Source organism: Salmonella sp. JXY0409-18 (assembly GCF_020268625.1).
Classification (GTDB): domain Bacteria; phylum Pseudomonadota; class Gammaproteobacteria; order Enterobacterales; family Enterobacteriaceae; genus Salmonella; species Salmonella enterica.
The window spans coordinates 2463271-2490071 of the sequence record NZ_CP084216.1 but is presented as its reverse complement, the minus strand read 5'-3'; the positions used below and the strand labels follow the sequence as shown (position 1 = coordinate 2490071).

General features: G+C 49.9%; 24 protein-coding genes and 1 other RNA gene. 10 read left to right on the top strand and 15 right to left on the bottom strand.

What is annotated here, in order from left to right; all coding sequences use genetic code 11:
- Positions 1-118: 118 nt before the first annotated feature.
- From aroD to ydiK, 7 genes are all read right to left on the bottom strand, one after another.
- Complete coding sequence (gene aroD, locus LDB27_RS12025; protein WP_000860224.1) at positions 119-877, bottom strand: type I 3-dehydroquinate dehydratase; 759 nt, start codon at positions 875-877, stop codon at positions 119-121.
- A 44-nt stretch (positions 878-921) separates the two neighbouring features.
- Complete coding sequence (ydiB, locus tag LDB27_RS12020; RefSeq protein ID WP_000383488.1) at positions 922-1788, bottom strand: quinate/shikimate dehydrogenase; 867 nt, start codon at positions 1786-1788, stop codon at positions 922-924.
- A 66-nt stretch (positions 1789-1854) separates the two neighbouring features.
- A complete protein-coding gene (locus tag LDB27_RS12015; RefSeq protein ID WP_000081209.1) occupies positions 1855-3090 on the bottom strand; it encodes an MFS transporter in 1236 nt (411 codons plus the stop codon).
- Between the two features lie 363 nt (positions 3091-3453).
- On the bottom strand, positions 3454-4665 hold the full coding sequence (locus tag LDB27_RS12010; RefSeq protein ID WP_000797662.1) for an MFS transporter: 1212 nt from the start codon (positions 4663-4665) through the stop codon (positions 3454-3456).
- Positions 4666-4804: 139 nt separating this feature from the next.
- On the bottom strand, positions 4805-5164 hold the full coding sequence (locus LDB27_RS12005) for a YdiL family protein (protein WP_000980457.1): 360 nt from the start codon (positions 5162-5164) through the stop codon (positions 4805-4807).
- A 167-nt stretch (positions 5165-5331) separates the two neighbouring features.
- Positions 5332-5439: antisense sRNA RprA (gene rprA, locus LDB27_RS12000), an RNA gene on the bottom strand.
- A gap of 182 nt (positions 5440-5621) precedes the next feature.
- Complete coding sequence (gene ydiK, locus LDB27_RS11995; RefSeq protein ID WP_000248615.1) at positions 5622-6740, bottom strand: AI-2E family transporter YdiK; 1119 nt, start codon at positions 6738-6740, stop codon at positions 5622-5624.
- Positions 6741-7004: 264 nt separating this feature from the next.
- Between ydiK and LDB27_RS11990 the strand changes: the two genes are divergently transcribed.
- From LDB27_RS11990 to LDB27_RS11980, 3 genes are all read left to right on the top strand, one after another.
- Positions 7005-10061, top strand: coding sequence for an FAD-binding and (Fe-S)-binding domain-containing protein (locus LDB27_RS11990; RefSeq protein WP_225519849.1), 3057 nt, complete (start codon positions 7005-7007; stop codon positions 10059-10061).
- Entirely contained in the window at positions 10058-10468 is a 411-nt protein-coding gene (menI, locus tag LDB27_RS11985; protein ID WP_000637926.1) for a 1,4-dihydroxy-2-naphthoyl-CoA hydrolase, read from the top strand. Before LDB27_RS11990 ends, menI begins: the two co-directional genes overlap by 4 nt.
- 98 nt (positions 10469-10566) lie before the next feature.
- On the top strand, positions 10567-10755 hold the full coding sequence (locus tag LDB27_RS11980) for a YdiH family protein (protein WP_001537749.1): 189 nt from the start codon (positions 10567-10569) through the stop codon (positions 10753-10755).
- Positions 10756-11042: 287 nt separating this feature from the next.
- Here LDB27_RS11980 and LDB27_RS11975 read toward each other — a convergent pair whose 3' ends face one another.
- Positions 11043-12389 (bottom strand): L-cystine transporter, encoded by a 1347-nt coding sequence (locus LDB27_RS11975; RefSeq protein ID WP_000261858.1) that lies wholly within the window; start codon positions 12387-12389, stop codon positions 11043-11045.
- 426 nt (positions 12390-12815) lie between these two features.
- Between LDB27_RS11975 and sufA the strand changes: the two genes are divergently transcribed.
- The 7 genes from sufA to ldtE all read left to right on the top strand — a co-directional run bounded on the left by sufA (position 12816) and on the right by ldtE (position 19491).
- Entirely contained in the window at positions 12816-13184 is a 369-nt protein-coding gene (gene sufA / locus LDB27_RS11970; RefSeq protein ID WP_000418969.1) for a Fe-S cluster assembly scaffold SufA, read from the top strand.
- An 8-nt stretch (positions 13185-13192) separates the two neighbouring features.
- Positions 13193-14680 carry a Fe-S cluster assembly protein SufB gene (gene sufB, locus LDB27_RS11965; protein WP_000089383.1) on the top strand — a complete coding sequence of 496 codons (1488 nt, stop codon included), beginning with the start codon at positions 13193-13195 and terminating at the stop codon, positions 14678-14680.
- A 16-nt stretch (positions 14681-14696) separates the two neighbouring features.
- Positions 14697-15443, top strand: a complete 747-nt coding sequence (gene sufC / locus LDB27_RS11960; RefSeq protein WP_000948904.1) for a Fe-S cluster assembly ATPase SufC — start codon at positions 14697-14699, stop codon at positions 15441-15443.
- Positions 15418-16689, top strand: coding sequence for a Fe-S cluster assembly protein SufD (gene sufD / locus LDB27_RS11955; protein WP_001527739.1), 1272 nt, complete (start codon positions 15418-15420; stop codon positions 16687-16689). The genes sufC and sufD overlap by 26 nt, the downstream gene beginning before the upstream one ends.
- A complete protein-coding gene (gene sufS / locus LDB27_RS11950) occupies positions 16686-17906 on the top strand; it encodes a cysteine desulfurase SufS (RefSeq protein ID WP_000143864.1) in 1221 nt (406 codons plus the stop codon). The genes sufD and sufS overlap by 4 nt, the downstream gene beginning before the upstream one ends.
- Positions 17907-17918: 12 nt before the next feature.
- Positions 17919-18335 carry a cysteine desulfuration protein SufE gene (gene sufE / locus LDB27_RS11945; RefSeq protein ID WP_000729470.1) on the top strand — a complete coding sequence of 139 codons (417 nt, stop codon included), beginning with the start codon at positions 17919-17921 and terminating at the stop codon, positions 18333-18335.
- Between the two features lie 154 nt (positions 18336-18489).
- Positions 18490-19491: a L,D-transpeptidase LdtE gene (gene ldtE, locus LDB27_RS11940; protein ID WP_000817051.1), complete on the top strand. Its 1002-nt coding sequence runs from the start codon at positions 18490-18492 to the stop codon at positions 19489-19491.
- A 65-nt stretch (positions 19492-19556) separates the two neighbouring features.
- Here ldtE and LDB27_RS11935 read toward each other — a convergent pair whose 3' ends face one another.
- From LDB27_RS11935 to LDB27_RS11905, 7 genes are all read right to left on the bottom strand, one after another.
- The gene (locus LDB27_RS11935) at positions 19557-19796 is read right to left on the bottom strand and encodes a major outer membrane lipoprotein (RefSeq protein WP_001531125.1); all 240 of its coding nucleotides are present in this window, start codon (positions 19794-19796) and stop codon (positions 19557-19559) included.
- Between the two features lie 82 nt (positions 19797-19878).
- Positions 19879-20115, bottom strand: coding sequence for a murein lipoprotein Lpp (gene lpp, locus LDB27_RS11930; RefSeq protein ID WP_001082307.1), 237 nt, complete (start codon positions 20113-20115; stop codon positions 19879-19881).
- A 310-nt stretch (positions 20116-20425) separates the two neighbouring features.
- Positions 20426-21838 carry a pyruvate kinase PykF gene (gene pykF / locus LDB27_RS11925; protein ID WP_000751447.1) on the bottom strand — a complete coding sequence of 471 codons (1413 nt, stop codon included), beginning with the start codon at positions 21836-21838 and terminating at the stop codon, positions 20426-20428.
- A gap of 401 nt (positions 21839-22239) precedes the next feature.
- On the bottom strand, positions 22240-23583 hold the full coding sequence (locus LDB27_RS11920) for an APC family permease (protein WP_000756094.1): 1344 nt from the start codon (positions 23581-23583) through the stop codon (positions 22240-22242).
- Between the two features lie 21 nt (positions 23584-23604).
- Positions 23605-24498 carry a proline iminopeptidase-family hydrolase gene (locus LDB27_RS11915; protein WP_001000500.1) on the bottom strand — a complete coding sequence of 298 codons (894 nt, stop codon included), beginning with the start codon at positions 24496-24498 and terminating at the stop codon, positions 23605-23607.
- A 58-nt stretch (positions 24499-24556) separates the two neighbouring features.
- On the bottom strand, positions 24557-25294 hold the full coding sequence (locus LDB27_RS11910) for a glutamine amidotransferase (RefSeq protein ID WP_000697194.1): 738 nt from the start codon (positions 25292-25294) through the stop codon (positions 24557-24559).
- Positions 25295-25305: 11 nt separating this feature from the next.
- Positions 25306-26532, bottom strand: a complete 1227-nt coding sequence (locus tag LDB27_RS11905) for a PfkB family carbohydrate kinase (protein ID WP_000471824.1) — start codon at positions 26530-26532, stop codon at positions 25306-25308.
- Positions 26533-26801: the final 269 nt, after the last annotated feature.

The following is a 26801-nucleotide window of genomic DNA, read 5'->3' as shown; positions in this document are numbered from 1 at the left end:
TATAACCGTGTTAAGGTAATAAAGACAGCGGCTTTCAATGAATATGTAACATATTCATATCAGATAACTATTTATTTTATTGTGGCAGAAAGAGAATATTCCGCCACACGATAAAGTATTACGCCTGGTGCAATATAGTTAATACGGTACGCAGATCGGCTACCGATATTTGTCCCGGCGCAGATGCTTTTTTCACCGCGCCAAACGTTGCTGCAGAACCGAACACTTCGCCGGCAAGACGAGATATTACCCCGGTTTTCGACATCGACATGGTAATAATCGGACGATCCGCATAGCGCTCCTGCATTTCTACAGTGGCGGTAAGTAAGGTCAGGACATCGGCTTTAGTCTGTGGCATGACGGCGATCTTCGGAATATCGGCGCCCAGTTCCTGCATTTTACGCAGACGCTGAACAATCTCTTCCGCTGCGGGCGTTTTATGAAAATCATGGTTAGACATGATCACCGCAACATTGTGTTGATGAGCATAGCCGACGGTGGCTTTCACCTCATCGTCGCCGGTAAAAAGCTCAAGATCGATCATATCGACCAGACCGCTGTCAACCGCTGCACGATTCAGAGCGATATACTGTCCGGTGGTTAGCGCCTGTTCGCCGCCTTCTTTCGCGCTGCGGAAGGTAAATAGCAAGGGTTTATCGGTAATAATCTCCCGGATGGCGCCGGCGGCCTCAAGTACGCTTTCTGCCGTCGTCACGTTGGCAAAATGGTCAACGCGCCACTCCAGAATATCGAAATCCGCTTCACGGTAGGCGAGTGCTTCCGATTTCACATCGGTAATGGTTTTTCCCATTAGCGACACAATGATCTTTGGCGCGCCTTCGCCAACCACGAGATCTCTTACAGTTACGGTTTTCATTTGGTACCCTTCATTGTCATTCGTCGCAATTATAATTTTACCGGTCAGGCTGTGAATCCCATCACCTGCTTCACATAGTCCAATGGAAATGCTTTTCCTGTCCACAGTTCAAACTGTTCGGCTCCTTGCCATAACAACATGCCGTAACCATCAATTGTTTTGCAACCAGCTTGTTGCGCCTGCTGCAATAACTTTGTCATATGCGGATTATAAACACATTCGGTGACCAGCAATTCAGGGCGGAGCAGGGAAACATCGCCGATCAGGGATTCGTTCTCCAATGGTTTCATGCCAACTTTGGTACCGTTCGTCAGAATATCTGCGCTGGCAAGCGCTTCAGTAAAAGCGTGCTGATCGGCAAGATCGGTGACGGTAACGACGCAATCGGTGTTTTCATTCACCCGCTTCGCAAAGGCAACCGCTTTTTCGAAAAAGTCATCTTTACGGTTAAACAGTTTAATTTCCTTAATGCCTTCAATGGCTGCCTGGGCGCCAATGGCGGTAGCCGCGCCTCCCGCGCCGAGCAGCACCATGGTTTTTCCCCGAATATCGAAACCGCTTTCTTTAATTGCCCGAATATGGCCCGTACCATCCGTATTGTAGCCGCGTAGATAGCCGTCATCATTAACAATGGTGTTGATAGCGCCAACCAGTTTTGCTGCTGGCGTTAATTCATCGACATACTCACACGCGAGCTGTTTGTTTGGCATGGAGACGCCCGTACCGCGCATTTTTAATGCTTTCAGTCCTTCAATGGCGCTGGCAAACGTCGTGTTATCCACTTCGAAAGCCATATAGGTATAGGGTAGCCCCGCTTTTTCTAACGCTTTGTTTTGCATTTCGGGCGATAAGCTATGACGGATAGGATACGCCATAAGACCAATTAACTCATATTTTGCGGTAACATCCATTTTATACTCCTTAATAAGTGGGCAGTGCAGAGCAGGGCGCATGCCTGTTGCGCATAGTTAACATTTTTACTGGAAATAACGCTCGCCAAATCGGACATCGTTTTGCGGGATCTTAAATACGCGATAATAGCGAATAAATACAATAATGGCGGTGATAAATGTCAGTAGTGCAAAGGCAAAATCTAACAAAATGATATATTGCAGGCCAATAGTAGAGAGATAACCGGTAATCAGTGGGATAATAAAGTTAGCAACGCCCCCCATCATCATATATATACTGGTGACTTTAGCTTTACTCTTAGGGAAAAATTCCGACATGACCGATACACCTAATTGTAAAATACCTCCAGCAGCGGAAAAACCAATCACGAAGGCGCCAGCGTTACAGATCAGTGGCGAGGGATACAGGTAAATTGCCGCAGCGGTGAGTGTCGCCAGCCCGGCATTGAAAACATTGGCCCAGATGGGGCGAACCATTTTTTTCAGCAATGCGGCAAAAATAAACACGCAGACCAACGATCCCATACTGTAATAAGAGATGGTTTTCAGCGCGTCGGATTCCGCCATTCCGGCGAAGGCCATCGCATATTTAGGCATCCAGACCACAATCACATAGAAGGTTGAGAACGCGGCGACGCCAAATAAAACGGAAGCTACGCCTTCCAGCCAGACGAGGGGAGTACTGTTCATCTGGGGTAATTCTTTCGCAATACTGGCATCGACAAGTTGGCTGGGAAAGCGGCTTTTCAACAGCATCAACGTGATGAGGACGAAAAGGATACCGGGGATTACCACCGCGTAGCCGTACCAGATATGGTTGACTAACAAGGCGCTGACAATAAGGGGATAAATCATTTGCCCAAAAGAGACCATCGCTTTAACCAGAATAACTGCCGAGCCCGATGCTTTGGGAAAACACTCCATTAATGCAGGGTATCCGCCGGTATCCAGCGCGGAGTTCGCCACGCCGACACACACCGCTAATATGAAAGCGATCATCAGGTTAGGACTGGCGGGAATACCGAAGAAAAACAGCATATATAGTACGGCGCCAAGCAGTATTATTGCCCGACGGCCAAATTTATCGGACAGTACGCCAAAGAATAAAATACTGACCAGACGGCCAAGACCAATGCCAGAGATTAAATAGGCGATACCGGCACTATCCGTGGAGAATTTCTGTGCAAGGGAAGTCATGTTCTGGGCTAGTGTAATAACACTCATGCCGTGGAGAAAGTAACTAAAATAAATGCAGATAACAGCCAGCAAATATGGCATGTTGCGAGCCTTGTTCTGAGACATTTGTTCACAGCTCCTTGCTGATGGTTTGATTCAATGTCCTGTTTATTACTGCTTTACTACATGCAGCGATTGTTCAGTAACACTATAAGTCGGTACTATCGTTATATGTACATAACATGGCGTTTAAAATGCCAGGTTTATTGCATTGATAGCATTTCATTTGTTAGCCATGAAATATAAAAATTGCTGCGAATTTGTTGTTTAACACATATAACTCGTGATGCTCATCGCAATTTTTCTGATAAGTGTGAAGATAATGAATAATAATTAACACGAAAATTACATTTTTTGTTTCCCGGTGATAATAGCTAACGTTTTATTTTGCATAGCAAGGCAATAATATTGCAGCTGGCACGCTAACTTTTATTGCGCAGTCGACGCTGCTTCAGCGTGGTGTTGTGATTCAGCCCGACTTCGGTAACCGATGAATAGCGCGAGGAGAAATCCCGCTGCGGCGATACCGGTATCAAACCACATAATATGTGCAATGCTCATTTCTGAAATCCGCGCCGTGATCAACGGAATAGTGAACGTCGCGATACTGCCGGCGCTGTAATAGATGCCGGTCGCTTTACCTTTCTCCCGTGGAAAACGGGCCGCCATCAGCGTCAGGCCGATTTGTACTACGCCACCGGCGGAAGAGAATCCAATGACGAATGCGAAGATCATAACAACATAGACCTGAGGATGCAGGCAGACCGTCAGAAGCGCAATAAAAGAGATAAAGGTATAAAACATCAATAATGTGGTAGAACGAATTGTTTTTCTGACCAACGGAGCGGTAATAAAAACGCACAGTAGCGATCCGCAGGTATAAATACTTAACAGTTTGATGGATTGGGTATACGACATGCCTGCGACGAACTGTCCATACTGCGCCAGCCACTGGCTGATAAGATAAAAGGTTGCCATCGAGATATAGCCATAAAGGGTGTAGCTGATAAGATCGATGAGGGAGCAATGATGTGCGCCTGCGACAGGCGCTTGCGAGATTTTAGGCTTCAATATCCGACCAGGATAGGGTGGAAAAGGGCAGCGTAATAAAAACAGAGCATTAATAAGCATGATCGCCCCGGCAAGCAGGAAGGACCAGCCAAACCACATATTAGCCCAGACTAATAAACTAATAATAATGGGCAACAAGAATTGTCCGCCAGAGACAAATGCTTTGATCAGGATATTTGCCGTACTGGGGGAGCGAGGGAAGGCTTCCATCAAACTGGGATAGGTACCTGCATCCAAAAAACTGTTGGCCATACCTGCTAAAAAGCCACAGGCATAAGCGACACAAATCGTCTGAGCATAGAGAATGCCAATGAAAAAAATCAGGTAACAGGCGATCCCCAGAATGATAAAAGGACGGCGACCAAAGCGATCGGAAAGCATACCGGCGATTAACAAAACGCTTAACCGGCCAATACCAAGCGAAGAGATCACAATAGATACGCCAGCGGCACTGGTATGCCATTGCTGTTCAAGCGATGACATGTTCAGGCTCATCAGGATAACCCCCATGCCATGTACAAAGTAATTAAAATATAACCCTACAGCGGTAGGGAAATAACGATTTTTCATATTATCTGACTCAGAGATGCCGCCTGACATTACAGTGGTATACACAGGCAGGAAGCATATTGGATAGGGTGACAAGTCAATGTCGTGATTGTGTGGTTTTCTATCCGGTATCAATACGATGCGGCGATAAAGTTTACGTCTAACACAGCCGCTCCAGATCATGTGCGAAAAGTTCGGCAGCAACAGATTGATAAATTTTCCACTCGATAAAATCACCCTCTGTATAAATGGACTGAAAAGAAGATAAATCAGGGAAGTAACGCATTGTATTATTGCCGATCCGGTTATTGATTTTGTCCACAATGGCGTTAATTCGTCGCTGTCTCTTGGCTTTCATTTCCTTTAGCCTGGCAATGATTTCTGGAGAGATGGGAGTGTCGCCAGCTTCCCATCGTTGCCAGGTTGTCGAATTATTATCCTGGGTGATATAGATTGTGCATTCTTCAATCGTCATATCAAAAATACGCCGTAGTGCTTGTAGTTCTAACGCGTTCATCATTTTTTAGGCTTTTATATGAAAAAAGTGATGCTATAAATAGCACCACCGACACCGTTTCGACTTGAACAGAATCACACTATTTTGTGCAATATTATTTATTCGTTGCAGATATCGCGGTGTTGAAGGAAAACGGGAGCTGGCTTATGTAACAATGCGGCGAAAAAAGTTAAAAAAAAAGCCCATCGTAGGAGACGGGCAAAGACTACACACAGCAATTCGTTGTTTCACTCAGGGGATTTCCATGCTTATAAATCAATGTGTTGATTTATAACCGTGTGCTAATAGTAGGCATGAGCACTTTTTGCGTCGATCAGATTCGTCTCAATAGTTTAAAAACTGTAACGGATTTGCGACAGAAATGAGATGCGGCGGGGAACAGACGGGCGAATCAAAATGGGGTGTGCGTTGAATTGATAAACGTCGCTAAAGCATCGGGCGGCGATGCCGCCCGACGGGATTATGACTGCTTGTTGGCTTCCTCGATGTCATCCAGCTCTTCAAGGATCTCCTCTGGTTCATTCGTCGGCGCCGGAACTTCATGTACCCATGCGGAGAACAAACGCCAGGTCACGGCCAGAAGCACCGGTCCAATAAACAGACCAATCATACCGAATGCAATCAGTCCGCCGATTACCCCGGAAAGGATCAGAAGCAGCGGTAAATCGGCACCCATGCGGATGAGTACCGGGCGAATCACGTTATCCAGCGTGCCGACGACGGCGCTCCAAACCAGCAGCACGGTGCCCCAGGTGGTGTCGCCTGTCCAGTAAAGCCAGATAATGGCTGGAATCAATACTGGCAACGGCCCCAACTGAACCAGACACGAAAGGATCATCACTACCGTCAACAGGGTAGCGTAAGGCACGCCGGAAATCGCCAGCCCGACGCCGCCAAGTACCGCCTGTACCAGCGCGGTGACCACCACGCCAAGCGCCACGGCGCGGATCGCCTGGGCAGCCAGCAGAACCGCCGCATCGCCGCGTTTAGCCGCGAGACGACAGGCAAAATGGCGTATTCCCATCGCCACTTGTTCGCCGCGCCAGTAAAGCAGGGCGCTAAACAACAGCATCAGGGCGCAGTGCATCATAAAGCGTCCGATATGCGCCGCCTGACCGACAAACCAGGTCGTGGTTGTGCCGATATAAGGCCGCACTTTCGCCATAATAGCGCTACCGCCCATATCCAGCAGGCTATGCCATCCGGCATACAGTTTGGCGCCAACTAACGGAATATTATTTAACCATGCCAGATCGGGTAGCGTCATATCGCCGCCGGTCACTGCATGGATGAGCGGGCCGCTACCGTCGACAATGCTGTTCACCAGCAAGGCGACGGGAATAACGAAGAGCAGCACTAACAGCAGCGTCATGACCAGTACGGCAAGCGAGCGGCGGCCCCACAATATTTTTTGTAATTTCAGCAAAACGGGCCAGGTCGCGATAACAATCGTACCTGCCCATGCAAACCCCAAAATAAAAGGCTGTACTATCCACAAACAGGCCACAATCATGATGGCTAAAAACAGCACCGATAGCAGCACTTGCGCAATATCCCTGGGCTGACGAACATTTACCATAAATACTTTTCACCTTTGTCTTTGCGCCAGAACGTTGGCGCGACGTGAACATGCAAACCACACCCTATAATGATGAGCAATTTCAGCGGTTTTTAACAGGCCGATTCTGCATGTAATTCTGTTGGGCGCACAGGAAAAAAATGTGATACAACAAATAACGCAACACGCAAACGATTAAGCATCCCTTCCTGTGCGTAGACCGCTCGCGCTCGCCGGGTTGGGCGCCACCGTTCACAACATAGACCGCAGGAAAAGGTCAATATAATGATTCCACAAATTTCTCAGGCACCCGGCGTCGTTCAGCTGGTGCTCAATTTTTTGCAGGCGCTGGAGCAGCAAGGGTTTACGGGCGATACGGCAACCAGCTATGCCGACCGTCTGACAATGTCGACCGATAACAGTATCTACCAGCTTCTTCCCGATGCTGTTGTGTTTCCCCGTTCTACGGCGGATGTCGCGCTTCTTGCCCGTCTGGCGGCGGAGCCGCGCTTTACGTCGCTGATATTTACCCCTCGAGGCGGCGGTACTGGCACGAATGGCCAGGCGCTAAACCAGGGCATTATTGTTGATATGTCCCGCTATATGAACCGCATTATTGAAATTAATCCTGAAGAGGGATGGGTGCGGGTAGAGGCGGGGGTGATAAAAGATCAGCTTAATCAGGCGTTAAAGCCGTATGGCTATTTTTTTGCGCCGGAACTTTCCACCAGTAATCGCGCCACGCTTGGCGGTATGATTAATACCGATGCCTCTGGTCAGGGTTCGCTGGTCTATGGAAAAACGTCAGATCACGTCTTAGGCATACGGGCCGTATTGTTGGGGGGCGATATCCTTGACACGCAATCGATGCCCGTAGAGCTTGCCCGGACGCTGGGTGAAAACACGACGATGCCAGGCCGCATCTATCAGACCGTCTATCAGTCCTGCCTGGAAAACCGTCAACTTATCCTCGATAGCTTTCCAAAGCTCAATCGCTTCCTGACAGGCTACGATTTACGCCACGTCTTTAACGATGACATGACCCGCTTCGATCTTACCCGCATCTTAACGGGGTCGGAAGGGACGCTGGCGTTTATTACTGAAGCCCGGCTGGATATTACCCCGATACCCAAAGTCCGCCGTCTGGTGAATGTAAAATACGACTCCTTTGATTCCGCGCTGCGTAACGCCCCTTTTATGGTTGACGCGCGCGCCTTATCCGTCGAGACGGTCGATTCCAAAGTCCTTAACCTCGCGCGGGAAGATATTGTCTGGCACTCCGTTAGCGAATTGATTACCGATGTGCCGGATAAAGAGATGCTTGGCCTGAATATCGTGGAATTCGCGGGTGACGATGAAGCGCTTATTGACGGACAGGTCGAGGCGCTGTGCCACCGGCTGGATGGTCTGATGGCGCGAGCGGAAGCGGGCGTGATCGGCTGGCAACTTTGTACCGATTTGACGGGTATTGAGCGTATTTACGCGATGCGTAAAAAAGCGGTAGGGCTGCTGGGTAATGCGAAAGGTGCTGCCAAACCGATTCCTTTTGCGGAAGATACCTGCGTGCCGCCTGAACATCTGGCCGATTACATCGCCGAATTTCGCGCCCTGCTGGATGGTCATGGCTTAAGTTACGGCATGTTCGGCCACGTGGATGCCGGGGTGCTGCATGTGCGTCCGGCGCTGGATATGTGCGATCCGCAGCAGGAACTGTTGATGAAACAGATCTCCGATGAGGTCGTCGCGCTGACCGCCAGATACGGCGGGCTGTTGTGGGGCGAGCATGGAAAAGGTTTTCGTGCGGAATACAGCCCGGCCTTTTTCGGCGAAGTCCTGTATGGCGAGCTGCGCAAAATAAAAGCGGCTTTTGATCCGCATAATCGACTTAACCCGGGTAAAATCTGTCCACCGCAGGGGATAGAGGCGCCGATGATGAAGGTGGATGCGGTAAAACGCGGCACATGGGATCGGCAAATCCCGCTGGCGGTACGGCAGACCTGGCGCGGCGCTATGGAGTGTAATGGTAACGGCCTGTGCTTTAATTTCGATGCGAAAAGCCCGATGTGCCCGTCGATGAAAATTAGCCTTAACCGGATCCACTCGCCGAAAGGGCGGGCGACGCTGGTGCGGGAATGGCTCCGTCTATTGGCCGATCGCGGCGTCGATCCGTTGAAGCTGGAAAAGGAGCTGCCGGAAAAACGCGCCAGCTTGCGCACGCTGATTGCTCGCACCCGGAATAGTTGGCACAAACGCAAAGGCGAGTATGACTTTTCCCATGAAGTTAAAGAGGCCATGTCCGGCTGTCTGGCATGTAAAGCCTGTACGACCCAGTGTCCGATTAAAATCGATGTTCCGGAGTTTCGTTCACGTTTCTTACAGCTTTACCATACGCGTTATCTGCGTCCGGTACGCGATCATCTGGTGGCGACGGTCGAGACCTACGCGCCGCTGATGGCGCGTGCGCCAAAGACCTTTAACTTTTTTATTAACCAACCGGTGGTTCGTAATCTGGCGAAAAAACATATCGGTATGGTGGACTTACCTCTGCTTTCCGCCCCCTCGTTGCAACAGCAACTGGTGGGCCATCCGTCCGCCAATATGACGCTTGAACAACTGGAGCGCATGAGCGCTGAGCAAAAAGCGAAAACGGTACTGGTGGTTCAGGACCCGTTTACCAGCTACTACGATGCTCGGGTCGTGGCGGATTTTATCCGCCTGGCGGAAAAACTGGGCAGGAGACCGGTATTGTTGCCGTTCTCACCGAATGGTAAGGCGCAGCATATTAAAGGTTTTCTTAATCGCTTTGCGAAAACGGCGAAAAAAACCTCTGAGTTCCTTAATCGGATCGCCGCGTTGGGGATGCCAATGGTGGGCGTCGATCCGGCGCTGGTACTGTGTTATCGCGACGAATACAAACTGGCGCTGAGCGAACAGCGCGGCGATTTTCATGTGTTGCTGGTGAATGAATGGCTGGCGCAGGAAATAAATGCAAGACTGTCCGTCGAGGTGAGCGGCGAACCGTGGTACTTTTTTGGTCATTGTACGGAAGTCACGGCGTTACCCGGCGCGCCTACGCAGTGGGCCGCCATCTTTGCCCATTTTGGCGCGAAGCTGGAAAATGTCAGCGTAGGCTGCTGCGGTATGGCGGGCACTTATGGACATGAACTCACCAATCATAAAAATTCGCTGGGAATTTATGAGCTATCCTGGCATCAGGCGATGCAACGTCTACCGCGAAATCGCTGCCTGGCAACCGGCTATTCCTGTCGAAGCCAGGTTAAACGCATTGAAGGTACGGGCGTGCGTCACCCGTTGCAGGCATTACTGGAGATTATAGGTTGATCTGGAAACGTGAAGTGACCCTCGATGCGCTTAATGCGATGGGGGAAGGGAATATGGTTGGCCTGCTTGATATCCGCTTTGAGCATATTGGGGACGATACGCTGGAAGCGACAATGCCCGTCGATCATCGCACCAAACAGCCGTTCGGCTTGCTGCATGGCGGAGCGTCTGTGGTGCTGGCGGAAAGTATCGGCTCGGTCGCAGGCTATCTGTGTACGCAGGGGGAGCAAAAGGTGGTGGGGCTGGAGGTGAATGCCAACCATGTACGGTCGGCGCGTCAGGGGCGCGTACGAGGCGTCTGTAAAGCGTTGCATACCGGGGCTCGCCATCAGGTCTGGCAGATAGAGATCTTTGATGAACAGGGACGTCTGTGCTGTTCTTCGCGTCTTACTACGGCGATTGTGTGACGTTGTCACCATAAAAGTGTGATGCATATTGCTTTTGGTCAAAATGTGCGCAGAAAAAGGTGATATACTGTGCACGTTTACACATAAGCGAGGATGATATGTCTACTGATTTAGACCCAACCCAACTGGCGATTGAATTTTTACGCCGTGATAAAACCGAACTTTCTCCCGCGCAGTATTTGAAGCGTTTAAAACAGCTGGAGTTAGAGTTTGCCGATCTCCTCACCCTCTCTGCAACCGAACTGAAAGAAGAGATCTATTTCGCCTGGCGGTTGGGCGTGCATTAATAAAGTCTGTGTAGGCCGGATAAGGCGTTAGCCGCCATCCGGCTATGTTACCAGGCAATCTCACCAGACCCTGTCCTCAGGTAATAGATAATCCTCTTGATTTTGTTTAAAAAAAATACAGATCGCCATTTGTGCTAAAAAGGCGCGCTCTCTTTATGAGATTATTCTTATGCCCCTTCAAGAGCTAAGCCATTAAGAGTGCCGGAGATAAGCGCCGGATGGGGCCGGAACCCTTAAGCCTGTATTGAACAGACTTAAGGGTTTTTCTTTTCCTAGCGCGTAAAAAACTAAGGTCTGTCAATAACCGCTGGCATGTCGTCAGCCGTATGATTATTCAAAATACGGTTAGCCAGCACACCTGACATCATCGATCCGTTAACGTTCAGTGCCGTGCGGGCCATATCAACGATAGGTTCGATGGCAATAAAAATACCGACCAGCGCAACGGGAAAATTCAACGTCGACAGGACAATCAGCGCCGCGAACGTACCACCGCCGCCGACGCCGGCTACGCCAATAGACCCTAGCGCAATGGCAGGTAACATCGCGGCCAGAAAATGCAGCGAGAGCGGATCAATGCCGATGGTGGGCGCAATCATCGCTACCATAATAGCCGGATAAATCCCGGCGCAGCCATTTTGCCCCATACTGGAGCCAAACGAGGCGGAAATATTGGCAATGGTGCTTTGTACGCCAAATTTTTCCTGGGCGGAAATGGCCAGCGGGATAGAGGCTGCGCTGCTGCGGGAAACAAACGCAAAGGTTAAGACGGGCCACACCATTCTGAAATAACGCGCTGGATTATTACCGCTGAGGATCAGCAAGATGGCGTGCACGATAAACATCATGAAAATCGCGATGTAACAGGCGCCGATAAAACCAAGTAAGCTGGCGAATTGTTCAAGGCGGTATGATGAAAATACGGTGGTCATTAATGCCATGACGCCATAGGGCGTTAATGCAATAACGATACGTACCATCTTCATGACCCAGATCTGAATAGCGTTAATGCCTGCGCTTAATTTCTGACCTTCTTCCGGCGCCTCTTTTTTGACCTTTAACAGAGCGATCCCCGCTATTAGCGTGAAGATAACGATGCCGATAACGGAAACACTTCTGGCCCCCGTAAGATCAAGAAAAATATTAGTCGGAATCAGCGATGTCACTAACTGGGGAATCGACACCGCGGCAGTCTTATTGACTTCTTCTGTAGTTAACATTGACGGCATGTGCACAAAAGCGCTGGCGTCAAGCCCCAGCACATGAGCGGTCAGTAATCCGATAAAACCGGCAATCATCACCAGGCATAACATGCATCCGACGATCGTCAGCGACATTTTTCCGATGCCAGCGCTATTTTCCAGTTTATTGATGGCGGAAAGAATAGAAATAAAAATTAGCGGTATAGCGACCAGTTTTAACAGGTGGACGTAACCATTGCCGACGATGCTGTACCATTCGATAATAGTTTTAGTGTGATTTGCTGAAATAAAATGCAGGGATAAACCAATAACAGCCCCTAAAAAGATAGCGATAAAAACGCTTTTCGACAGGGAATCGCTTTTTTGATTAATTCTTAAGATGACCCACGAGAAAACCAAAAAAAGTGCGATATACGCGAGCGTAACAACCATATTTTAAGCCTCTTGCCTCATTCAGCACCTGAAATGCCGGAAAGAGTTTACATAAACCTATAGCTCAAACTGAGTTATAGAACCGCAGCGGATTATAAAGAGCGCAACGCCAGGTATCCATACAAAAAATGGGGTTCTGACCTCGCCACCCAGCAATGTCGACAGCCTATTAATTAAATAGTCATTTTCTATACATCTTTTCGTTTTTGACCTGTCAGAAAGGTTAACATCTTATAAATCGTTAATTATCAAAATGTTAAGTGATTTTTTGTCTATCGTATGACCTGGCGGACAGGGTCTATGCTTAATAAAAGGCGCTCAATATGACCATTTGTTGGAAAGCCCCTGCGGTTAAGGGGTTGAAGTGATAATCATTATCACTAACATGCTGTTATATCCTGGTGATTTAGAACGCGAGGTAACTCTATGGAATTGCATTCAGACACGTTTAACCCGGAGGACTTCCCCTGGCAAGGGCTGACGCTAACGCCAGCGGCGGCAGCGCACATACGTGAACTGGCAGCAAAGCAGCCGGGCATGTTGGGCGTGCGGTTAAGCGTAAAACAGACGGGATGTGCCGGATTCGGCTATGTTCTGGATACCGTTCGGGAGCCGGATAAAGACGATCTGGTTTTTGAAGCCGAAGGCGCAAAGCTTTTCGCACCGTTACAGGCGATGCCTTTTATTGACGGAACAGAAGTGGATTACGTACAGGAAGGGCTGAACCAGTTATTTAAATTTCATAACCCCAAAGCCCAGAATGAATGCGGCTGCGGCGAAAGTTTTGGGGTATAGGCGGTACTATGTCTCGTAATACTGAAGCAACGGAAGAGGTCGGCATCTGGACAGGCGGACGCCTTAATTACAAAGAAGGATTTTTCACGCAACTACCCACTGATGAACTGGCAAAAGGCATCAGCGAAGAGGTGGTGCGCGCGATTTCCGCAAAGCGTAACGAACCTGAGTGGATGCTGGAATTTCGTCTCAATGCCTATAGAGCCTGGCTGGACATGGATGAACCGCACTGGCTGAAGGCGCACTACGATAAACTGAACTATCAGGACTACAGTTATTACTCTGCGCCATCATGCGGAAACTGCGACGATAGCTGCGTTTCCCAGCCGGGAGCCGTACAGCAAACGGGCGCGAATACCTTTTTGAGTAAAGAGGTTGAAGACGCCTTCGAGCAACTTGGCGTTCCGGTTCGCGAAGGGAAAGAGGTCGCCGTCGATGCGATTTTTGACTCGGTCTCCGTAGCGACCACATACCGTGAAAAACTGGCGGAACAGGGCATTATTTTCTGTTCTTTTGGCGAAGCGATACACGATCACCCTGACCTGGTCAGGAAATATCTTGGCACCGTCGTGCCGGGGAACGATAACTTTTTTGCCGCGCTGAATGCGGCAGTCGCTTCCGATGGGACATTTATCTATGTTCCCAAAGGCGTGCGTTGCCCGATGGAGTTATCCACCTATTTTCGCATTAACGCCGAGAAAACCGGTCAGTTTGAGCGCACGATTCTGGTGGCGGATGAAGGCAGCTATGTGAGTTATATCGAAGGCTGCTCCGCGCCCGTACGCGACAGTTATCAGCTCCACGCCGCAGTAGTGGAAGTCATCATCCATAAAGATGCTGAAGTAAAATATTCCACCGTACAAAACTGGTTCCCGGGCGACAACAACACGGGCGGCATTTTGAACTTTGTGACCAAGCGGGCGTTGTGCGAAGGGGAAAACAGCAAGATGTCGTGGACCCAGTCGGAAACCGGTTCGGCGATTACCTGGAAATACCCGAGCTGTATTCTGCGTGGTGATAATTCTATCGGCGAGTTCTATTCCGTTGCGCTGACCAGTGGACATCAGCAGGCTGACACCGGTACCAAAATGATCCATATCGGTAAAAACACGCGCTCAACCATTATCTCAAAAGGCATTTCCGCCGGCCACAGCCAGAACAGCTACCGTGGGTTGGTAAAAATTATGCCGACGGCGACCAACGCCCGAAATTTCACCCAATGCGACTCCATGTTGATTGGCGCGGACTGCGGCGCGCATACGTTCCCGTATGTTGAATGCCGCAATAACAGCGCGCAGCTGGAGCACGAAGCGACAACATCACGCATCGGTGAAGATCAGCTTTTCTATTGTCTGCAACGCGGTATCAGCGAAGAAGACGCTATTTCGATGATCGTCAACGGTTTCTGTAAAGACGTTTTCTCGGAACTGCCGCTGGAGTTTGCCGTTGAAGCGCAAAAACTGCTGGCGATTAGCCTTGAGCACAGCGTCGGTTAATGATGAAGGAAAACCCATGTTAAGCATTAAAGATTTACAGGTCAGTGTGGAAGAAAAAGCGATTTTGCGTGGCCTGAATCTGGAGATTCGCCCCGGCGAAGTTCACGCCATTATGGGGCCGAACGGTTCCGGGAAAAGCACGCTCTCCGCCACCCTGGCGGGACGTGAAGATTACGAGGTCACCGGCGGCTCGGTTACGTTCAAAGGTAAAGATCTGCTTGAACTGTCGCCGGAGGAACGGGCGGGCGAAGGGATTTTTATGGCCTTCCAGTACCCGGTAGAAATCCCCGGCGTCAGTAACCAGTTTTTCCTGCAAACCGCGCTGAATGCCGTGCGCGCCTACCGCGGGCAGACGTCGTTGGATCGCTTTGATTTTCAGGATCTGATGGAAGAAAAGATCGCATTGCTGAAAATGCCGGAAGATTTGCTGACCCGTTCGGTAAACGTCGGTTTTTCCGGCGGGGAGAAAAAGCGCAATGATATTTTGCAAATGGCGGTGCTGGAGCCGGAACTGTGCATCCTTGATGAGTCGGACTCCGGACTGGATATCGATGCGTTGAAAATTGTGGCGGAAGGCGTCAACGCGTTACGCGACGATAAACGCGCTTTTATTATCGTGACCCACTATCAGCGCATACTGGACTACATCAAGCCTGATTACGTCCATGTCCTCTACCAGGGGCGAATTGTCCGATCCGGCGATTTTACTCTGGTCAAACAACTGGAGGAGCAGGGTTATGGCTGGCTTACCGAACAGCAGTAAAGCGCTACAGCAATGGCAGCATCTCTTTGAAGAAAAAGGAGTAAGTCGAACTGAGCAGGCAAGACAACATTTACAACAGATGTTACGTCTGGGATTGCCGACGCGTAAACATGAAGACTGGAAATACACGCCGCTGGAGGGCTTAACCCATAGCCAGTTTATCCAGCAGTGTGCGACTATCAGCGCCGCACAGCGTGATGCGCTGGCGCTGCAAATCGATGCCGTGCGGCTGGTGTTTGTCGATGGTCGGTTTATGCCAGAGCTCAGTGATAGCACGCAAAACAGCGGATTTGACGTTAGCGTCAGGGATGAGCGCCAGACGCTTGCCGCGCCGGTACATCCCGAGGTTTTTCTGCATCTGACGGAAAGCCTGGCGCAATGTGTCACGTATATACAGGTACGGCGAAATCAGCGTCCGACCAGGCCGCTACTGTTAATGCATATCACGCAGGGCGTGGATAGCGACGAGCTGAATACCGCGCATTATCGCCACCATCTGGCGCTGGCGGAAGGCGCGGAAGCGACGGTTATTGAGCATTATGTCAGCCTTACAGCGGCAAAACATTTTACCGGCGCGCGTCTGACGATGAACGTTGCAGACAATGCGCAACTGCGTCATATCAAACTGGCGTTTGAAAATGCGTCCAGTTATCACTTTGCGCATAACGATCTTCTGCTGGCGACAGACGCCTCGGCGTTTAGCCACAGTTTTCTGCTGGGCGCCGCAGTACTACGTCACCACAGCAGCTCACAACTGAATGGCGAAAACGCGACGCTTCGACTGAATAGTCTGGCGATGCCGGTGAAAAATGAAGTCTGCGATACGCGGACATGGCTGGAACATAACAAAGGTTACTGTAACAGCCGCCAGTTGCACAAGACCATCGTCAGCGACAAAGGACGCGCGGTCTTTAATGGCCTGATTAACGTGGCGCAACACGCCATTAAAACCGACGGCCAGATGACCAATAATAACCTGTTGTTGGGGAAACTGGCTGAAGTCGATACCAAACCGCAATTAGAGATCTATGCCGATGACGTGAAGTGCAGCCACGGCGCGACGATCGGGCGTATTGACGATGAGCAGATGTTTTATCTGCAATCACGCGGCATCAGGCAGCAGGAGGCGCGGCACATGATTCTTTACGCGTTTGCCGCAGAGTTAACGGAAGCTATCCATGATAGCGCCCTTAAACAGCAGGTGCTGGCGCGAATCGGCCAGCGACTGCCCGGAGGCCTGGTATGACATTTCCTGTAGAAAAAGTACGGGCGGATTTTCCCATACTGCAGCGTGAAGTTAACGGCCTGCCGCTGGCTTACCTGGACAGCGCAGCCAGCGCTCAAAAACCCAATCAGGTGATTGACGCTGAATCTGCCTTCTACCGTCACGGCTATGCTGCGGTACATCGAGGTATCCATACGTTAAGCGCACAGGCGACCGAAAGCATGGAGAATGTGCGTAAGCAAGCGTCGCGGTTTATTAACGCCCGCTCCGCAGAAGAACTGGTGTTCGTCCGCGGTACGACGGAGGGCATTAACCTTGTCGCCAACAGTTGGGGAACGGAAAATATTCGCGCCGGGGATAACATTATCATCAGCGAGATGGAGCATCATGCCAATATCGTTCCCTGGCAGATGCTGTGTGAGCGCAAAGGCGCTGAACTGCGCGTGATCCCGTTGCATCCTGACGGTACGCTGCGGCTGGAGACCTTAGCTGCGCTGTTCGATGACCGGACTCGACTGCTGGCCATTACCCATGTTTCCAATGTGCTGGGGACGGAAAACCCGCTGCCGGACATGATTGCGCTGGCGCGCCAGCATGGGGCGAAAGTGCTGGTGGATGGCGCCCAGGCCGTGATGCATCATGCTGTTGACGTCCAGGCGCTGGACTGCGATTTTTACGTTTTCTCCGGCCATAAACTTTACGGGCCGACCGGCATCGGCATTCTGTATGTTAAAGAGGTGTTGCTGCAAGAAATGCCGCCGTGGGAAGGGGGCGGGTCGATGATTTCGACCGTCAGCCTGACGCAGGGAACGACATGGGCGAAAGCGCCCTGGCGTTTTGAGGCGGGAACGCCGAATACTGGCGGCATCATCGGTTTGGGCGCGGCAATTGACTATGTGACGTCGCTGGGACTGGATAAGATTGGCGATTATGAGCAGATGCTGATGCGCTATGCGCTGGAGCAACTGGCGCAGGTGCCTGATATCACGCTGTATGGTCCGGCGCAGCGGTTGGGCGTCATCGCGTTTAATCTGGGTAAACACCATGCTTATGACGTCGGCAGCTTTCTTGATAATTACGGCATCGCGGTACGAACGGGGCATCACTGCGCGATGCCGCTCATGGCCTGGTATGGCGTGCCGGCAATGTGCCGGGCTTCGCTGGCGATGTATAACACCCATGAAGAAGTGGACCGACTGGTGGTAGGATTAACGCGTATCCACCGCTTATTGGGATAACAGTGAGGTTTTATGGCTGCGCTACCGGATAAAGAAAAATTGCTGCGTAACTTTACGCGTTGCGCTAATTGGGAAGAGAAATATTTATATATTATTGAGTTGGGGCAGCGCCTGGCGGAGTTAAATCCGCAGGATCGCAATCCGCAAAATACGATTCATGGCTGTCAGAGCCAGGTGTGGATAGTGATGCGGCGAAACGCCAACGGCATTATCGAATTGCAGGGCGACAGCGACGCGGCGATCGTTAAAGGCCTTATGGCGGTGGTATTTATTTTGTACCACCAAATGACGGCGCAGGATATTGTGCATTTTGATGTCCGGCCATGGTTCGAAAAAATGGCGCTTACACAGCACCTCACGCCTTCTCGTTCTCAGGGGCTGGAAGCAATGATTCGCGCAATTCGCGCTAAGGCCGCCACTCTTAGCTAAACTGTACAGACAGCGTTCTACCTGATGTCAAATCCTTTGTCGGACGGCGGCGTCGCTTTATCCAGATGGGACAGAGCGTGTATTTTGTTGTTCTGATAAGCGAAGCGCTATCAGCCGTCGCAGAGGACATCACCAGGAATACAGGAGGTTTGGTATGAAACGTGCGTCTTTCATTACTCTAGCTATTATCGGCGCGTATAGCGCGTTACAGGCAGCCTGGGCGGTTGATTATCCATTACCGCCCGAAGGCAGCCGTCTTATTGGTCAGAATCAAACCTATACCGTACAGGAAGGTGATAAAAACCTGCAGGCTATCGCCCGGCGTTTTGATACGGCGGCGATGCTCATTCTTGAAGCGAACAATACGATTGCGCCGGTGCCTAAGCCCGGTACGCTAATTACCATTCCCTCGCAGATGCTATTGCCGGATGCGCCCAGGGAAGGCGTTATCGTCAACCTCGCGGAGCTACGGCTGTATTATTACCCGCCGGGAGAAAACCGCGTTCAGGTGTATCCCATCGGCATCGGTTTGCAGGGACTGGAAACTCCCGTCATGGACACCCGGATAGGGCAAAAGATCCCCAACCCGACGTGGACGCCGACGGCGGGCATACGCCAACGTTCGCTTGAGCGGGGGATCACGCTGCCGCCGGTGATCCCTGCCGGGCCAAATAACCCGCTGGGACGCTATGCGCTGCGTCTGGCGCACGGTAATGGGGAATATCTCATTCATGGTACCAGCGCGCCGGATAGCGTGGGTCTGCGCGTGAGTTCCGGTTGCATTCGCATGAACGCGCCGGACATCAAAGCGTTATTTGCGCAGGTCAGAACGGGGACGCCGGTAAAAGTGATTAACCAGCCGGTGAAATTCTCTGTCGAGCCGAATGGCATTCGTTATGTAGAGGTACACAGGCCGCTATCGCCGGAAGAAGAGCAAAACGTGCAGACGATGCCCTACGTGTTGCCTGCGGAATTTACCGCGTTCAGAAACGCGCAAGGGGTGGATAGTCGCCTGGTCGATAAGGCGCTATACCGGCGAGCCGGGTATCCTGTCAGTGTGAGCGCCGGGCAGACGCCAGCGGTAAATACGACCGCAGTCGAATCCGCTCAGAACGGTTTTGTCGGGGAAGAGGGGCAAACGCGCGCGACGCAGTAGCCTTCGCAGCAAACGACGGACAAAAAATGGCGCACGATGTGCGCCATTTTATATTGTGCGTCAAATTATTTACAGATGTGGGATACTTTGTTGTCCAGACGCTGGTTCGCGCGAGCAGCATCGTCTTTAGCAGCCTGAACGTCGGAACGCATTGCATTTACGTCATTACTCAGTTGCTCAACTTTAGCGCTCAGCGTCTGTACATCGGAAGACAACTGATCGATTTTAGCGTTGCTTGAACAACCTGCCAGTAACGTGGAACCCAGAACTACTGCACCTAAGATCAGCCTGTTAGTACGGTTCATAATAATAACATTATATTTTGTGTGGTTATATATGTAAAAAAAATGGCGCACATCGTGCGCCATTTTTATTACGCAGGTACTATTACTTACGGTATTTAGTAGCCTGGTTGTCCAGACGCTGGTTAGCGCGAGCTGCGTCGTCTTTAGCAGCCTGAACGTCGGAACGCATTGCGTTCACGTCGTTGCTCAGCTGGTCAACTTTAGCGTTCAGAGTCTGAACGTCAGAAGACAGCTGATCGATTTTAGCGTTGCTGGAGCAACCAGCCAGCAGAGTAGAACCCAGGATTACCGCGCCCAGTACCAGTTTAGTACGATTCATTATTAATACCCTCTAGATTGAGTTAATCTCCATGTAGCGTTACAAGTATTACACAAACTTTTTTATGTTGAGAATATTTTTTTGATGGGAATGCACTTATTTTTGATCGTTCGCTCAAAGAAGCATCGAAATGCATGAAAGTCCCTAAAAAACCGAAAGAAAACAGGGGGCTTCCATCGGATTCTTCTTAGATAATCCGCAATTAGATAGTAAAATCCGATTTGATTTTTTTATTAATAGTGGCTATCGATTAAATAAAAAAAGCGCCGGAAGGGCGCTTTTTTAAACAAATTAATTCACACAACAATTATTACAGTACGTGAACAGAGGCGGTGTTAGTGGTGCCGCTTGGAACCAGCGCGCCGGAGACCATCACTACGACGTCGCCTTTCTGGGCGAGGCCGCTTTGCAGGGCGACATCTTTGCCCAGACGGTAGAAATCATCAGTAGAATTGATTTCTTTCACCAGCTGCGATACCACGCCTTTGCTCAGTACTAACTGACGGGCGGTCACTTCATTGGTGGTCAATGCCAGGATGGTGGCGTCCGGGAAGTATTTACGCACGGCGCGAGCGGATTTACCGCCCTGGGTCGCTACCACGATCAGCGGCGCTTCCAGTTTTTCGGCGGTTTCTACCGCACCGCGGCATACCGCTTCCGTAATGCGCAGTTTACGGCTGTCGTTGTTGTAGTCCAGACGGCTGTTCATGACACGGTCGGTACGTTCGCAGATGGTCGCCATGATAGAAACGGCTTCCAGCGGGTATTTCCCTTTTGCGGATTCGCCGGACAGCATAACCGCATCCGTACCGTCGAGGATGGCGTTCGCAACGTCGCCTGCTTCTGCACGGGTCGGACGCGGGTTTTTGATCATAGAATCCAGCATCTGAGTCGCGGTGATCACGACTTTACGTGCGCGGATACATTTTTCGATCATCATTTTCTGCGCAAAAATCACTTCTTCAACCGGGATTTCTACGCCCAGGTCGCCACGCGCAACCATGATGCCGTCGGAAGCTTCGAGAATTTCATCGAAGTTGTTCAGGCCTTCCTGGTTTTCGATCTTAGAGATAATCTGGATGTTTTCGCCGCCGTGGGCTTTCAGATGCTCGCGAATTTCGACAACGTCAGAACGTTTACGGATAAAGGACGCTGCAACAAAGTCAACGCCCTGTTCGCAACCGAAGATCAGGTCCTGTTTGTCTTTTTCAGCCAGCGCCGGCAGAGCAATAGAAACGCCCGGCAGGTTAACGCCTTTGTTCTCGCCCAGATCGCCGTTGTTCAGCACCTTACAAATTACTTTATTGCCTTCGATGGCGGTCACTTCCATACCGATCAGACCATCGTCAACCAGGACGGTGTTGCCAACGCTCAGGTCGCTGGTGAAGCCTTCATAGGTGACGGCAACGATTTCATTATTACCGACCACGGATTTGTCGGTGGTAAAAGTGAAGGTTTGACCCGCTTTCAGCGAAACGTCGTTACCGCCTTCCAGTTTAATGGTGCGGATTTCTGGTCCTTTAGTATCAAGCAGAATAGCGGCTTTTTTACCAGTTTTGCTCATCACGTTGCGCAAGTTCTGGATACGCTGACCGTGTTCTGCATAATCGCCATGAGAGAAGTTCAGACGCATCACGTTCATGCCCGCGTCCAGCATTTTGCTTAACATCTCTTCGGATTCGGTTTTCGGACCGATAGTACAAACAATTTTCGTCTTTTTCATGACAGTCTTAGTCTTTAAGTTGAGGAGGATATGGAAATCTGGCTTCGGGCGCGCACGGCCCGGAAGCTAAGCCTGTGTTGCTAAAGTGATGATGCCTCGCTCTAAGGATAGGTGACATCGAAAGAGCGTGCAGAGGAATGTGTGCTCGCGTTTCAGCCCAACGGGAAGGGGATAATTTTAGTCGTTGAGTTTTACAGTCCAATGCGCTGAAACCATTCAAGAGACAATTGGCGCGCATTATACGCTGAAATTTACAAAAAAGGAAAATGAAAACCCTGTTTCAAAAGACATCTGTGCAGATCCACAACGGTTTGTTATTACGCTGTTTACGATGTCGCTGGCGATGACGCCGCCCGAACAGGGGCGGCGTTGCGCAACAGCGGGTGTTGTTGCGCATAATGTCAATCGAGCAACTTTTTGCCTTCCAGGTCGATGGCGATGTTTTGGTTGTGTGCTTTTCGGTAGCACAGTATCGCTATCCCGATCGCCGCCCAGCTAATTCCGAGTATCAGAGCGTGAATGTTCATGTTTAAACAGACGTAGCCGATGACGATCATCCCCATGATCGGCGAAATGACATGGGCGAAAATGCGCCGCTGGGCTTTCATCCGGAAATTGAACAGGATAAACACACATAGGTTCACGACAAAAAAAGCGAAAAGCGCGCCAAAGTTCACCAGCGTGGAGATAGATTCAATCTTGCCGGAAAACAGGTAGCTGAGCAGCAGGGTGACGCCGCCGGTAAACAGAATGGCATAATCCGGCGTTTTACGCGTGGTATGGACGTGAGCGAGGAAGGCGGGCAACATTCGGTCGCGCCCCATTGAAAATAGCACTCTGGACACCGCCGTTTGCGCGGTAATAATGTTGCCGACGGCGCACACAAACGCCACAATGATGGAAAACGCCACTTTGAGCCAGATACCGCCAACGTTGCCGGCAATGGTGAAAAATGCTTCATTCGTCGCATTACCTTCCGCGAAGCGGTCGACATTACCGGTGGCGAACGCCGCAAACGCCACAACGATAATAAACAGTACCGTCGCCAAAACTAACGCCAACAGCGTTGCTTTACTGACGGCGCGTCCCCCGCCTTCGCTTTCTTCACTTAATGTACTGATAGCGTCAAAGCCGAGAAAGTTCAGCGCCGCCACCGAAATCGCCGTCGCGATGAGCCCAGGAGTGAACCACTGTGAATTGAAAAAAGGCCGGAAGGAAAGCGTTATCTGACTACTGTCCAGCATCATCAGACGGACAATGAGTAGCACGAAAATCGCCAGAATACCGAGTTGAATAAAGACCAGTAACTTATCGAATTTCGCCGTTTGCTGTATCCCGAGATAGTTGACTCCGGTGCCAATAGCCACATAAATCAACGGCCAGACCCAGACAGGGATTTGCGGTAAAATAGCGTGGACCGCGACACCGCCCAGCACAGCTACGAGCGTAGGGAACAAAAGATAATCCAGCAGTAATATCCATCCGGTCAGAAACCCTACGGCGGGATTAATGCATACGCCAGCATACGCATAGGCCGAACCCGACGAGGAGATATGCTGCGATAAGGTAGAGTAGCTGTACGCGGTAAAAAACATCGCGATCGCGCCAATAATATAAACCAGCGCAACCATACCGTGCGAAAGATTATAAACGACGCCATAAAGAGAGACTGGCGCGATAGGCACCATAAACACCAGACCATAAAGCACTAAATCGGTAAGAGACAATTTTTTGACTTTTTTCATGATAAATACCTTAATGGCTTTTTATGCCAGATCGCGTAAAAACGCGCTTACCGCTGCGAGGCAGGGCGCGATATTTTCTTCATGCGGGTTATGGCTGCTGCCGGGAATAGTGACCGCGCGGCAGTCTGAAATGTGAGAGAGCAGCGGAGAGACGACGCGCTCGGTTGCCTGATCGTTTTCGCCGCGCAGTACCAGAACAGGACAGCGTATCTGGCACAAATGGGGCGTAATATTCCAGTCGGCAAGTTTGCCATTTGCCGCCAGTTCATTGGTTCCCCATAAAATGTGATAACCCGTAGGGTCGGCGGCGAACTGCGCATTAGATCGCTGAACATGAACGGCTTCTTCCGCGAGGGTATAAACGTGTCTGGCATAATAAGCGACCAGCTGTTCCGGTGGGTTTTGATAAATGACGGCGGGCATAATGACGTTTTTGATATCGTCATCGGACATTGGCGTCAGAGCGTTAAAGAGCCGTATGGCTTCCTGTTGCCACAGGGCGATACTGGCCGGCGAACTGGCCAGTATCGTCCCGCGAAGCCCGGCAGGCTGTAAGCAGGCGTGCTCTGCGGCAAGCATTCCGCCCCAGGAATGTCCCAGTATCGAATACCCGTGCCCAATACCCAGGTGATGAATTAATTGGGTTAATTGACGGAGATAACGCGCAATAGTCCAGAAAGACGCGTCGGCATGAGGAAAATGCGTTGAACGACCGCAGCCATATTGATCGTAAAATATTACCATGCGCCCGTCATCAGCCAGATGGCGATAATTTAATAAATAATCAAAGCCGCCAGAAGGGCCGCCGTGAAGGATAATGAGCGGCGTGAGTAATGATTTTCTGTCTCCATAAATCCGATAGCTTGTCAATATGTTTTCAGAAAACATTTCGCCATAGAGATAAGTATCATTCATATTCTTAATGACTCAGTGTGTGGCAGGGCAGGCGAAATTTATATTCGCCTGGGTAATATTATTTTTTTATTGTGTGTAAAAGATTACACCAGAAGGTGGCGTAATGTTCCCATTGCAGAAACTGCGGGCTTCCCCAGTGCGGCGAACAATCACTGGCAAAGCAACATACTTTCCCTTTATGGTAAGTACCCATAACTAACAGTGGATCGCCATTAATTTCAGCAAGGACCTGACTATTTTCTTTGGCGATAAGCTTGTTATAGCCCAATAGCGGCGGCCATTCGCTAAATGGCTGGGTAATAACATGTTCTACCGCAGTATTTACTGCTTTACATCCTTGCGGTAGTTCTACGCGGTCATCTACATCCAGCATATCAACCGGCAATACCTCCGCCAGAACCGTATTTTTATAATTGGCTTTTGCTTCTATTCCCGTAAAGGATAAATACCCGCCGATCATCAACAGACCGCCGCCCTCAGCAACATAATCGGCGATAAGTTGTAATGCATCAGGAATAATGTCCATATTATAAAACGTTCTGTTTTGTAGCAGGAACGTATTGCTACCGATATCACTGATGACGATCGCATCATAGCAGGCTAATGCTTCGGCGGTTTGTGGAAAACGAGTTTGCACAATATGGGCAGGCATGTAGTCCACATCGATATTACTCTGGCGTAAGCAGGATAATAAATAGTCTGCGCCTTCTTCATATTTGCTCGATGTAAAGCTATCAAAACCTTTAGAGTGAATCATATGAATGTGCCAGGATTCGCCAATAAATAAAATTTTCATTATGTCACCTGTTAATTAATGTGAATGACTTTATTAGATTGGGTACGCATTCGATGTAAAACCTGCAAGTGCTGAGGCATACTCGACGCACCGACTTGTTCCACCGCCAGAGAAGCGAAAGCGGAGGCATATTGAATGGCTGCGACCATGTCTGCTTGTCGCGCCAGCGCGGCGGCTAAGGCGCCATTAAAAGCGTCACCGGCCCCGGCGGCATCTTTTACCACGGCGCTCCACGCAGGAATATACAATGTGCGGGCGTGCTCACAGAGCAGAGAACCACGGGCGCCAAGGGTAATGATGACTTTTTTCACCCCGGATTGCAGAATAATATTTCCGGCTTTTTTCGCATCATTAATATCAGTAATGGTTACGCCGGATAAAAAAGAGGCTTCAGTTTCATTCGGCGTGATGATGTCAATATCAGATAATAAATGCGTCACCTGTTTCGTATAGGGGGCAGGATTCAGCATGATCATTTTATTTCCTTGTTTTCCCAGGCGAATAAATTCAGTCAACGCTTCAATGTTCGTTTCGAGCTGCATTAACATAACGTCAGACTCGGCGATATAACGGTGTTGCTCGTTAATCTCTTGCGTGGTGAGCATCATATTGGCGCCAGGGTAGATGGCGATAATATTATCGCCATCCACGGCGGAGACATAGATCAATGCGCTACCGGTGGGCGCTTTATCTGTTCGATACGCGCTGTATGAGGTGATGCCTGATTGAATAATATGATTCATAGCAAATGCGCTGAACTGATCTTTGCCCACTTTAAAAATAAAATGTGCCGCAGCGCCGGCATTATTTGCCGCTAAAGCCTGGTTGGCTCCTTTACCGCCAGGATAGAATCCAAATTGACTGGCCAGAATGGATTCTCCGCTTTGTGGAAACCACGGCACGGTTGCTGAAACATCAATATTGAATGAGCCTAAAACACACACCTTGCCTGTTTTTTTTGTGTTTTCCCGGCGCAGTTTTGCATCCTGATGGATTGGCGTGGCGATAGTGCTGGAGATATCAATCTTATTTTCAGTGATAAGCTTACTCAGCGCGTCACGGTTTAAAATCCCTCCGCCATAGCAACGCTGAAGCATACCTGATTTCTGGAAATAGCGTAGATCGGAACGAATAGTCTCCTGGCTAACCTTATAAAGGTCTGAAAGTTTACTGACGCTAACACTATTATCCTTTATCAGTAAATTAATGATGGCATGACGTCTTTCTTCTTTAAACATATTGCCTCCGGGTAGTGAGTTGAATTGTATTTATGGCAATGTTGTCATGCGGTGAATTCAATCACAGATTATGCGGTCAACCGGAAGTAACCCCAAATGAATGTCAATAATCAGAAGCGCAGCCAATGTGTTAAATATTAATTGCTTACAGAAGGGGAAAATAGTTTTGTGAGTGTTGTCATATATTTTCTATGTAATATGACGGGGTGAACGTAAAATAGTTGGGCTTGCACGATTCAGTGAGTATATGCAGCCGGACAGCGTTCGCT